Source organism: Frankia sp. R43, assembly GCF_001306465.1.
GTDB lineage: Bacteria > Actinomycetota > Actinomycetes > Frankiales > Frankiaceae > Parafrankia > Parafrankia irregularis.
Genome location: NZ_LFCW01000003.1, coordinates 457,631 through 469,269, shown reverse-complemented (window position 1 = coordinate 469,269; position 11,639 = coordinate 457,631). Strand labels below are relative to the sequence as shown.

The window sequence follows — 11,639 nt, the reverse complement described above, 5'->3', positions numbered from 1 at the left end:
GTGTCGGCGCCGAGCCTGATTCAGTTGGCGCCGAGCTTGAGCTGGCTGATGGCGCGAGCCTGGTCGCTGGCGTGCTTGAGGACCACGCCGAGAGTCGAGGTGACGGCGGCGTCGTCCATGGTGTCGAAGCCCAGCGCGAGAACCGTCTGGCCCCAGTCGATGGTCTCCGCGATCGACGGGGCCTTCTTCAGCTCCATCGCCCGCAGCGAGCGCACGATCCGCACCAGGGACTCGGCCATCCGCTCACCGAGCTCCGGCACCCGGGACAGGACGATCTCCTTCTCCCGGGCAGCCGACGGGTAGTCGAGGTTCAGGTAGAGGCAGCGGCGCTTGAGCGCCTCCGACAGCTCACGGGTCGCGTTCGAGGTGAGGATGACGAACGGACGCCGGGTCGCCTTCAGGGTGCCCAGCTCCGGGATCGTCACCTGGAAGTCGGACAGCACCTCCAGCAGCAGGCCCTCGACCTCGACGTCAGCCTTGTCGGTCTCGTCGATGAGCAGGACCGTGGGCTCGCTGCGCCGGATCGCGGTGAGCAGCGGGCGGGAGAGCAGGAACTCCTCGCTGAAGATGTCGTCGTGGGTCTCGCGCCAGGTGGCGAGACCGGCCGACTCCCCCGCGGCCCCGGCGGCCCCCGCGACCGCGCCCTCGGACGCGACGTTGGCGCCGGCCTGGATGCGCAGCAGCTGCTTCTTGTAGTTCCACTCGTAGAGCGCCCGGGCCTCGTCGAGGCCCTCGTAGCACTGCAGCCTGATCAGCTCGGCACCGACGGCGGTGGTCAGCGCCTTGGCCAGCTCGGTCTTGCCGACACCGGCCGGCCCTTCGACCAGGAGCGGCTTACCCAGCCGGTCGGCGAGGAAGACCGTGGTGGCGATCGCCTCGTCGGCGAGATAACCCGTCTCCCGGAGCCGCTCCTGCACATCCGCGACATCAGCGAACGCGTATCCCTGCGACGACATGGCCACCTTCCGGTCCCGGTGCCTGGTAGTACCCACTGTCCATAGTGCCAGTGGTTGGCACCACATGACGGATTGACGACGGATGACGGCCTTGCGGAATTCTCCGGACCGCACCCTCGGGCCACCATCCCACCGCCTTCCGCACCCCCCGTCACCTGCGGAAACCTTCCGGTCACCGAGGCGGAACGGGCCCGGACCGCCTACACGAGATGGCCGTCCCCGATGCCGACCCAGGTCGTCGAGGTGAGCTCGGGAAGCCCCATCGGCCCGCGCGCGTGCAGTTTCTGGGTGGAAATACCGATCTCCGCGCCCATCCCGAAACGCTCGCCGTCGGTGAAACGGGTCGAGGCGTTCACCATCACCGCGGCGCTGTCGCAGCCCGCGATGAAGCGGCGGCTCGCCGCCAGTGACCGGGTGATGATCGCCTCGGTGTGACCGCTGCTCCACCGCCGGATGTGGTCGACCGCCTCGTCGAGGGAGCTGACCACCCCGACCGCCAGGTCCAGCGAGAGGTACTCGGTCGCCCAGTCCTCGTCGGTGGCCGGCACCGCCGACGGGTCCACCGCACGCACGGTCTCGTCGCCGTGCACGGTCACCCCAGCCTCGCGCAGCGCGGTCAGCACCCGCGGCAGGAACTCCGCGGCGACACCCGCGTGGACGAGCAGCGTCTCGGCCGAGTTGCACACCGAGACCTTCTGGGTCTTCGCGTTGAGCGTGACGGCCAGCGCCGTGTCCAGGTCGGCGTCGACATCCACGTAGACGTGACAGTTGCCGACCCCGGTCTCGATCACGGGGATCGTCGACTCCTCGACGACCGTGCGGATCAGGCCGGCGCCGCCCCGCGGGATGAGCACGTCCACCAGCCCGCGCAGCCGCATCAGATGCTTCACGGACTCGTGGTCGGCACCCGGGACCAGCTGGACCGCGTCGGCGGGCAGCCCGGTGGCCACCGCGGCCTCGCGCAGGACGTCCACCAGGAGCCGGTTGGAGTGCAGCGCGGACGCGCTGCCGCGCAGCAGAGCCGCGTTGCCGCTCTTGAGGCACAGCCCCGCCGCGTCGACCGTGACGTTGGGCCGTGCCTCGTAGATGATCCCGACGACGCCGAGGGGGACCCTGACCTGCCGCAGCTCCAGCCCGTTGGCGAGCACCCGGCCGCGGATGACCTCACCGACGGGGTCGTCGAGCGAAGCCACCTGCCGCAGCCCGTCGGCCATCGCCTCGATCCGCGACGGTGTCAGCGTGAGCCGGTCCACCAGCGCGTCGGACGTCCCGGCCGCCCGTGCGGCGGCGACGTCCACGGCGTTCGCGGTGAGGATCTCGGTCTGGCGTTCGAGGAGCGCACCGGCCATGGCGAGCAGGGCGGCGTCCTTGGCCGCCCGCGGGAGCGGCGCGAGCGTGCCGGCAGCCTGCCGGGCTCGCACCGCGCTGGCTCGGACGTCCTCCGCCGAGGTGTTCATGACCGCATTCCTTCCAGGAAGTCCGCGACATCCGACGCCGACGCCGACCCGGGCCCGGCGTCGTCGGCGGCATCGGCGTCGCCGACGCGGCCGCACGCCGTCGACGACGAGGCTACCGGCGTCCGGTGCCCAAGGACCCCGGACCCGCGTAACCAGTTGGTCAGGGGGTGGGCCGGACCTCGGCCGGCGGCGATCCGTGTGATCAACGGCAGGTGATCGGCCGCAGGTGATCGGCGACAGACGGTCAGCGGCGGGCGAGCAGCAGCACGAGGTCGTCACGGTGGACGACCTCACGCTCATAGGACGGCCCACGCTCGGCGGCCAGCTCCATCGTCGAGCGGCCGAGCATGCCCGGCAGTTCGGTCGAGTCGAACTCGACGAGGCCCCGTGCGACCGGACGCCCGAGCGGATCCACCAGGTCGACCGGGTCACCCGCGGAGAAGTCGCCCTCGACCCGGGTCACCCCCGCGGGCAGCAGCGAGGCCTGCCGGTCCACGACCGCGGCCACGGCACCGTCATCCAGGTACAGCCGCCCTTCCGGGGCGGTCGCGTACGCGAGCCACTGCAGGCGCGAGGCCCGCCGCGGGCCGGTCGGGTGGAAGACCGTCCCGACCTCCTCGCCGGCCAGCGCCTCGGCCGCGAGCGCCGCCGAGGTCACGATGGTGGTGACACCACCCGACGCCGCCATCCGAGCCGCGTCGATCTTGGTTGCCATACCGCCGACCCCGACGCCGGCCGTGCCCGTGCCCTGCGCGGTCAGCCCGTCGAGATCGGCGTCCGACCGGACGTCGCGGATCATGGCCGCCGGGCCCAGCCGCGGGTTCGACTCGTACACGCCGTCGACGTCGGAGAGCAGGACCAGCACGTCCGCGGACACCAGGTGGGCGACGATCGCGGCCAGCCGGTCGTTGTCGCCGAACCGGATCTCCTGGGTGGCGACCGCGTCGTTCTCGTTCACGATCGGCACCACGCCCAGGGCCAGCAGCCGATCCAGGGTGGTGCGGGCGTTGCGGTAGTGCGTGCGGCGGATCACGTCGGTCGCGGTGAGCAGGACCTGGCCGACCCGGTAGCCGGCCCGGCCGAACGCTCCCGCGTAGCAGTGCACCAGCGAGCTCTGGCCCACGCTCGCCGCGGCCTGCAGGGTGGCGAGGTCCCGGGGCCGCCGGGAGAGCCCCAGCGGGGCGAGCCCGGCGGCGATCGCCCCCGAGGACACCAGGACGAGCCCACCCTCCGGACCCGCCCGGCCGACGACCGCCGACACGAGCGATTCCACCCGGGCGACGTCCAGACCGCCGGCGGCGGTGGTCAGCGACGACGATCCGACCTTGACGACGATCCGGGACGCGTCGGTGACGAAGGCGCGCGGCATCAACCGGCCCCTAGCCACGCTCGGGGTCGTCATCGAAGCCGTCGAGGCTGTCGAAGCCGTCGGCGTCATCGAAGCCGTCGGTACCGAAGCCGTCGGTCTCGTCGAAGCCCTCGGCCGCGTCCCGGCGGGCCGCCCGCTCCGCCCTGGTCAGCCGCTTCGACGTCCGAAGTCGCAGGTCGGTGCCGCGAGGGCCGAGCTGGACGTCGGGCACCGCACCGGCACGCAGCCCGGTCCGGCCACCGCCCGGGATGCCACCGGAACCACCGACCGTCGCGACGGTCGGCGCGGCGACCGGCTCGACGAGCCCGTAGCCGTCCGCGCTCCCACCGCTTCCGCCGCCCGCGCCCTCGAGCAGCAGGGCCTCGCGCCCGGACAGGGTCGGCTCCCAGTCGAAGGTCACATCGCCGATGGTGACCTCGACCCCCGGGACGGCGCCGCAGCGGGCCAGCTCCTTCTCCACCCCGAGCCGGGCGAGCCGGTCCGCGAGGTAGCCGATCGCCTCCTCGTTCGTGAAGTCGGTCTGCCGCACCCAGCGCACCGGCTTCGGACCCCCGACGACGAAGCCGTCGCCCACCGCACGCACCGTGAAGTCGGGTTCGTCCACCGCCCGCGGATGCAGGACCACCCGGGCGGAGCTGCGGCTGGGCGCCGCGGCGCGCAGGCTCGCGACGAGCTCCGCGAGGGCGAGCGACAGGGCCCGCACACCGTGCCGGCTGGCCGTGCTCACCGCGAAGACGGTCAGCCCGCGGGCCTGCAGGTCCGGCGTGACGAGCTCGGCGAGGTCGGCGGCGTCCGGCACGTCCACCTTGTTCAGGACGACGAGCCGGGGGCGGTCGGACAGGTCGGTGGTGTAGGCGGCGAGCTCCGCCTCGATGATGTCGAGGTCGGTCAGCGGATCACGGCCCGGTTCGAGCGTGGCGCAGTCGAGGACATGAACGATCAACGAGCAGCGCTCGATGTGGCGGAGGAACTCCAGCCCCAGCCCGCGGCCCTGGCTCGCGCCCGGGATCAGCCCGGGGACGTCCGCGACGGTGTAGGGCGGGTGGTCGCCGGCCTGGACGACACCCAGGTTCGGCACCAGGGTGGTGAACGGGTACTCGGCGATCTTGGGGCGGGCGGCGCTGAGTACCGAGACCAGCGAGGACTTCCCCGCGCTCGGGAAGCCGACCAGCGCGACGTCCGCGACGCTCTTGAGCTCCAGGACGGCGTCGAGCTGCTCACCGGGCTCACCCAGCTCGGCGAAGCCGGGCGCCTTGCGCCGGGCCGACGCCAGGGACGCGTTCCCGCGCCCACCGCGCCCACCGCGGGCGAGGACGTAGCTGCTGCCCGGGCCGACCAGGTCGATGAGCTCCTCGCCGTCCGGCGAGATCACCACCGTGCCGTCGGGGACCGCCAGCACCAGGTCGTCGCCGTCCGCGCCGTGCCGGTTCGAGCCCTGGCCCGGGCGGCCCCCACCCGCCTTCTGATGCGGATGGAAGTGGAAGTCGAGCAGGGTGGTCACCCCGTGATCCACCCGCAGCACCACATCACCGCCGCGGCCCCCGTTGCCCCCGTCGGGGCCGCCGAGCGGCTTGAACTTCTCGCGGTGGATCGAGCAGCAGCCATGGCCGCCGTCACCCGCTGCGGCGTGCAGAACAACCCGGTCGACAAACGTCGCCATGGTCGGCCACCTCCCTGCTCCCCGCCCGGCCGCGGGACCACACGAGAACGCCGCGCGTACCACCTCCGGTTCGGCGGTGGTACGCGCGGCGCCCTGTGAACAACTACATCTCAGACAACTACTGCGGCCGTGCCGTCAGGTCAGGCGCTGACCGCGACCTTCTGCTCGCTCTGCTCGCCCTGGACCGCGACGATGCTGATGACCCGCCGGCCACGCTTGCGGCCGAACTCGACATAGCCGGGAGCGAGGGCGAACAGCGTGTCGTCCTTGCCGCGACCGACCAGGTCACCGGGGTGGAAGTGGGTGCCCCGCTGGCGGATGATGATCTCACCGGCCTTGACGAGCTGCCCACCGAAACGCTTGACGCCCAGCCGCTGCGCGTTCGAGTCACGGCCGTTGCGCGAGGAGCTCGCGCCCTTCTTATGCGCCATCTCGTCAGGCCTTCCCCGTCTCGATCCCGGTCACCTTCAGGCGCGTGTACTTCTGGCGATGGCCCTGGCGCTTGTGGTAACCGGTCTTGTTCTTGAACTTGTGGATCCGAATCTTCGGACCCTTGACGACTTCGACGACCTCGGCCGTGACCGCGACGGACGCAAGCGCGTCAGCGTCGTGGGTGACCGACTCACCGTCGACCAGGAGCACCGCCGGAAGCTTCACGGCCGCGCCTGGCTCACCGGAGAGGAGCTCGACGTCGACGACATCGCCGACGGCGACCCTGTGCTGCTTGCCGCCGCTGGCAACGACCGCGTACACCAGATCTCCCTGCTGTTGGATCCCGCATGGACCGCTATGGCGGTCCGCCACGTCTGCTCACGGTGCCCGGCGCTCGCGTCAGACCACCATGCCACCCGGCCTGCCGGGCCTCTGGAGCACTCGAAGTGCCCAGAACATCCCGGAGCCGGGGACCATGCTGGCCGCGCGACATCGAACCCGACAGGGCTCCGAACCTGACAGGGCCTTGCAGCCCGACAAGCTTGGGAGCCCGACAAGGGGCGACATCGCGAGCACGCGCCTGTCCCGTGTCCGTCCACCTTACAGGTCATCCGCGCGGGGGTGAGAAAGGCCCGCACCCGAGGGCCCGATTTCACCCGACCGACCCCTGGACAGGACCCCCGGACCCCCAGACAGGACCCCCACCCGGCCGCCGAATGTCAACCAGCGAACGACAGGAGGACACGGGAAGACACAGGCAGAGCTGGGCATGGGCGATAGACAGCCACCGAAGAGGCCATCCCGGCCATGACTCGGACGGGCCATGGCCGCGCGCCGTGGGCACGGCGAACATGTGGGGTCCCCCGCAGCGGGCACTTCCGCCGCGGCGCGGTCCACAGCCGCCGTGCGAACCCACGGCCAACCAGAAGGAAGAAGACGTTGACCTGGCAGCACGTGACGTGGGCGGCGAGCGTGGCCACCGTCACGGCGCTCCTGGCCGTCTGCGGCTTCCTGCTCACAGCGGCTTCCGGCCGCCGCGCCGAGGCAACCAGCGGCGCTGCCGCGGCCGGCACGCCTGCCGCGGCCATCGGCGTGCTGTCCATCGTGGTCGCGCTGGTCACGGCGGAGCTGGTCTTCAACGACCTGATCGATCCCCCCGCCTGGGCCAGGGCGGTATGGGCGCTGCTGACAGCCACGGCGGCCGGCTGGCTCGCGCTGCACGGGCGCGGCCTGACCAGGCCCGTCACCGCCAGGCCCGTCACCGCCGGCCCCGAGCCGGCCGCGACCGCACCAGCGATCCCGGCTGACCCAGCTGCCTCGGCTGACCCTGCTGTCTCGGCCTCGGGGACTTCGGCCGATGAGGGGCGCCCGCTCGATCCGCTCTCGGCTCAGGACGATCTGGTGCAGACCCTGGTGGTCGCCTCCTACGCGCTGCAGATGGGTGACGAGCCCCGAGCGCGTCAGGCGCTGGACGGCGCGCTACGACGGTCCCGCGCGACCCTGGACGAACTGGTGCGCCAGCGCGGCTGCCACGGCTTCGTCCGGGCCACGCCCGCGGCCGTCGCTCCCACGACCGTCGGTCGGGACCTGTCGCCGCTGTCCTGAGTCCGCGGCGGGCCGCCGGCCAGCCGAGATTCGCCAAGCCAGCCGAGATCGTGGCCGCTCGCCTCGGTGACCGTGCCCCCGAAGGCCCGCGATGCACCAGGGCATGGAAGCCCTGCGAGGAAAAAGAAGAAGCGGCTGGGCGTGTTCCGCGCGGACACGCGGGAACACGCCCAGCCGCTCTGGTCAGCTTCCGGCCGCCTCGGACGGCTGGAGGGATTCGGCCGGCTTCGACACCGGCCGGGAGGCCCGGCGCCGCCTGGTGCGTGCTGGCTTCTCCGCGCCCTGCGAGGCGCTCGTCCCGTTGGCCGCCGCGTGCAGAACGCTGTCCGGATCGTCGGTGTTGGCGAAGACTGTGCTCTCCCGCTCGCCGGATCCGGTGAGTACCACCGGTCCGCTCGCCGCGCCGACCGCCGCCAGCTCGTCGAGGCCCTCGGCCGTCGGCGCCGCTTCCGGCCGCACAGCCTCGTGCCCCGGCACGGAGCCCTGGTCGGCGCCACCGGCACCGGCACCGTGCGCGCCGTCGGGTGACGCCGGCTGCGCCGCCGGGACCGCGGACGGCGTCGCCGTCTCCACGTGACCGTCAGGCGATGCCGGCACCGCGGCGGTGCCGGCCGCGGCCGCGACCATGGCCGGGCCGCCGCTCTTCGCCGCCTGCCTGCCCCGACGCCCGGCCGGAGCGCTCGCCTGCGCGGGCGGTGCGGGCACCTGCTGGGGTCCCGCGTGCGCGTGGGCGCCGTCGAGGTGAATCGTCACGCCGCGCCCACTGCAGTGCGCGCAGGGCTCGCTGTATGCCTCCAGCAGGCCCTGCCCCACCCGCTTGCGCGTCATCTGCACCAGACCAAGGCTGGTCACCTCGGCGACCTGGTGGCGGGTCCGGTCCCGGCCCAGGCACTCGGTGAGCCGCCGCAGCACCAGTTCGCGGTTGCTCTCCAGCACCATGTCGATGAAGTCGATGACGATGATGCCGCCGATGTCGCGCAGCCGCAGCTGCCGGACGATCTCCTCCGCGGCTTCCAGGTTGTTCTTGGTGACCGTCTCCTCGAGGTTCCCACCCTTGCCGGTGAACTTCCCGGTGTTGACGTCGATGACGGTCATCGCCTCGGTGCGGTCGATCACCAGTGAGCCACCTGAGGGCAGCCAGACCTTGCGGTCCAGCGCCTTCGCGAGCTGCTCGTCCACCCGGTACTCGGCGAAGACGTCGCCGGTGCCGACATAGCGGCGGACCCGGTCCCGCAGGTCGGGAGCGACCGTGTCGACGTACTCCTCGACCGTCGCCGCCTCGGTCGAACCCTGGACGATCAGCTCGGTGAAGTCCTCGTTGAAGACGTCCCGGATGACCCGGACCACGAGGTCGGGCTCCCCGTAGAGCAGCGATGGCGCGCTCGCCTTCTGCGCCTTGCGCTGGATGTCCTCCCACTGCGCGACCAGCCGCTCGACATCGCGCTCCAGCTCGGCCTCGCTCGCGCCCTCCGCCGCGGTGCGGACGATCACTCCACCGTTCTCCGGGGTGATCTTCTTGAGGATGCTCTTGAGCCTGGCCCGCTCGGTGTCCGGCAGCTTGCGGCTGATACCCGCGTTCTGCCCGTCCGGCACGTACACCAGGTAACGGCCGGGCAGGCTGACCTGGCTCGTCAGCCGGGCGCCCTTGTGCCCGATCGGGTCCTTCGAAACCTGGACCAGGACCGACTGGCCGGACTTCAGCACCTGCTCGATCTTGCGCGGACGCCCGTCGAGGCCGGAGGCGTCGTAGTTGACCTCACCGGCGTACAGGACGGCGTTGCGGCCCTTGCCGATGTCGACGAAGGCCGCCTCCATGCTGGCCAGCACGTTCTGGACCCGGCCCAGGTAGACGTTGCCCGCGTACGAGGTCGAGCTCGCCCGCGTCACGAAGTGCTCGACCAGGACGCCGTCCTCGAGCACCGCGATCTGGGTGCGGTCGCCGTGGTGCCGGACAACCATTCGCCGCTCGACCGACTCGCGCCGGGCGAGGAACTCCGCCTCGGTGACGATGGGCGCCCGGCGACGGCCGCTGTCCCGGCCTTCCCGCCTGCGCTGACGCTTCGCCTCCAGCCGGGTCGAACCGCTCACCCCGCGGACGAGGTCGTCGTCCTTACGGGTCTCACGGACATGGACCACGGTGTTCGGCGGGTCGTCCGCCATCGGCGCGGCCTCACCGACCCCGGACCGCCGCCGACGACGGCGCCGCCGGCGGGAGCCGCCGGCCTGCTCGTCGTCGGACCCGTCGTCGTCGGAGCCGTCGTCGGCGGAGTCATCCGCGCCGTCCTCGACGGTGTACGCGGCGTCCTCGTCCGCGTCCTCGTCGGCGCCGTGCTCCGCCTCCGCGTCCGCGGCGCCCGAGCCGTCGTACGACCCGCGCGTCCCGGTGCGCCGGGAGCGGCGACGGCCAGGCGTGACCTCGCGCTCCTCCGCCTCCGCGTGCTCCCGGTCCTGTTCGTCCGGTTCGCCGCCGTCGTCCTCGGAGGTCTCGCCGAACTCGTCCTCGCCTCGGGCCCGACCGCGACCGCGGCGGCCACGGCGGCGGCGACGGGTTCCACCGAGACCGGTCTCGTCGGCGTCCGACTCCAGGTCCGTGTCGGCGGACACGAAGGCATCGTGCTCGAACGCGTCCGGCTCGTCCTCCGGAGCCGCGTCGGTGGCGGTGAGCTCATCGAGGTCGGTGGCCTCCTCGGCGGCCACATCGTCGGGCGCGGAATCGTCCTGCGCCGCGATCGCGCCACCGTCGCCAGCCCGGCCCAGGCCGGTCGCGGGTGCCTCGTCGCTCGTGGGCTCACTGCGGCCTCGGCGGCGCGTCCACTCGTCGAGCGCGGCCACCTCGGGCTGCTGGAACATGATCATGGCAACCGGTCGGCGGGCCGGTGTCTTGGCTGCCGCAGCGGGGATCTCGACCTCGGCGCCGCTGGTCCAGGTCGGGGTGACCGGCCGCGAACGCCGACGCGCCGGACGCTGGGCCGTCTCCCCTGCCGTGGCCGGCTGCGGACCAGCGGCCGCGAACGCGTCCGCGGCCGCGGTGGCCGGAGGAGCGGTCGTGTCGCCACCGGCGCTGACCTCGTCGGGCCCGGCCTCGCCGGACCCCGCCTTCGCGGCCGGCCCAGGCTGGACCACCGAAGCGGTCACGGCGTCGGCCGCGGCCGGCGCCATGGACTCGTCGGCCGGGCCGCTCTCGCCCGCGGGCGCCTCGGCGCTGATCGGTGCGCCGGTGCTGACAGTCGGATCGGTACTGACGGGCGCTTCGGTACCGGCTGTGTCGGCAGCTCCGACCGGTGCGGCCGGCTCGGCGACCGCGGATGCCTCGGCATCCGACGCCGCCACCACGTCGGACCCTCCGCCCGATGTCGCCGACGGACCGCCGGCGCCCGGCTCGGACGGCTGGGCCGGTTCCACCGGCTCGACCTTCGTGGCAGTGCGACGAGCACGGGAACGCCGGGGCTTGGTCACGGCGGGGGCGACCTCACCGCGCTCCGTAGTGTCAGCAGACGCAGCGTCAGCAGACGCAGTGTCAGCAGACGCAGTGTCAGCAGACGTCTTGGAAGCCGCGGATGCCTCGGGAACCGCGGACGACTCGGACGCAGCAGCAGCAGCCGCGGCGTCGGTGGTCTCGCCGCCGTCGCTGCCCGCGGGCGGCTTGCTCGTGCCCGCTTCGGCAGTGCCCGATGACCGGGCTGCTCGACGGCGGGTCCGGGTCGGCTTCTCGGCCACGGCGACCGGTACGGCATCAGCGGTCGGACCCGCTCCGATACCAGCGGTCGGACCGGCATCGATGGCGGCGGTGGAGGAGGCGGACGTGGCGGCCGGGTCGGAAGCCGGGGCGGGTCCGGCGGCCTGGTCGGCTGCGGCGGCCGGGTCGGCGGAACCCACCACGGCCTCGCTGACCGCGCGGGACGCCCGCCGTGGCCGGGTGGCCGCGCGTCGCGCCGGCTTGGCTGGCGCCGCCTCCGGCGTCGGGCCTGCGGTGTCGTCGGCTGGCTGGGATGGTGCCGTCGGCGTCACCGCGGCATCGTCGGCCGGAACCGACGCCGCGGGCTCGGACGGCGAGATGGCCGCAGCGGCCTGGCCGGCAGGCGCCGCTGCGCTGGACTCCCCGGAGCCGGCCGGGACTGTCTCCGGCTCGGCTGCGGGTACGGGCACGGCCGCTTCCGGTG

8 protein-coding genes are annotated in these 11,639 nt (G+C 72.9%); 1 reads left to right on the top strand and 7 read right to left on the bottom strand.

Annotation, left to right across the window (positions count from 1 at the left end):
* Positions 1–20 precede the first annotated feature (20 nt).
* From ACG83_RS15560 to rplU, 6 genes are all read right to left on the bottom strand, one after another.
* Positions 21–956 carry a MoxR family ATPase gene (locus ACG83_RS15560; RefSeq protein WP_054566920.1) on the bottom strand — a complete coding sequence of 312 codons (936 nt, stop codon included), beginning with the start codon at positions 954–956 and terminating at the stop codon, positions 21–23.
* Between the two features lie 200 nt (positions 957–1,156).
* The gene (locus ACG83_RS15555; protein WP_054566919.1) at positions 1,157–2,413 is read right to left on the bottom strand and encodes a glutamate-5-semialdehyde dehydrogenase; all 1,257 of its coding nucleotides are present in this window, start codon (positions 2,411–2,413) and stop codon (positions 1,157–1,159) included.
* A gap of 244 nt (positions 2,414–2,657) precedes the next feature.
* Entirely contained in the window at positions 2,658–3,782 is a 1,125-nt protein-coding gene (proB, locus tag ACG83_RS15550) for a glutamate 5-kinase (RefSeq protein WP_054566918.1), read from the bottom strand.
* A 10-nt stretch (positions 3,783–3,792) separates the two neighbouring features.
* A complete protein-coding gene (obgE, locus tag ACG83_RS15545; RefSeq protein ID WP_054566917.1) occupies positions 3,793–5,442 on the bottom strand; it encodes a GTPase ObgE in 1,650 nt (549 codons plus the stop codon).
* Positions 5,443–5,582: 140 nt separating this feature from the next.
* A complete protein-coding gene (rpmA, locus tag ACG83_RS15540; protein WP_054566916.1) occupies positions 5,583–5,873 on the bottom strand; it encodes a 50S ribosomal protein L27 in 291 nt (96 codons plus the stop codon).
* 4 nt (positions 5,874–5,877) lie between these two features.
* The gene (gene rplU / locus ACG83_RS15535; protein ID WP_006543759.1) at positions 5,878–6,195 is read right to left on the bottom strand and encodes a 50S ribosomal protein L21; all 318 of its coding nucleotides are present in this window, start codon (positions 6,193–6,195) and stop codon (positions 5,878–5,880) included.
* A gap of 618 nt (positions 6,196–6,813) precedes the next feature.
* Here rplU and ACG83_RS15530 point away from each other — a divergent pair.
* Positions 6,814–7,479: a hypothetical protein gene (locus ACG83_RS15530; protein WP_054566915.1), complete on the top strand. Its 666-nt coding sequence runs from the start codon at positions 6,814–6,816 to the stop codon at positions 7,477–7,479.
* 183 nt (positions 7,480–7,662) lie between these two features.
* On the opposite strand, the gene ACG83_RS15525 is transcribed toward ACG83_RS15530, so the two are convergent.
* Positions 7,663–11,625 carry an Rne/Rng family ribonuclease gene (locus tag ACG83_RS15525; protein WP_369812889.1) on the bottom strand — a complete coding sequence of 1,321 codons (3,963 nt, stop codon included), beginning with the start codon at positions 11,623–11,625 and terminating at the stop codon, positions 7,663–7,665.
* Between the last annotated feature and the right edge of the window lie 14 nt (positions 11,626–11,639).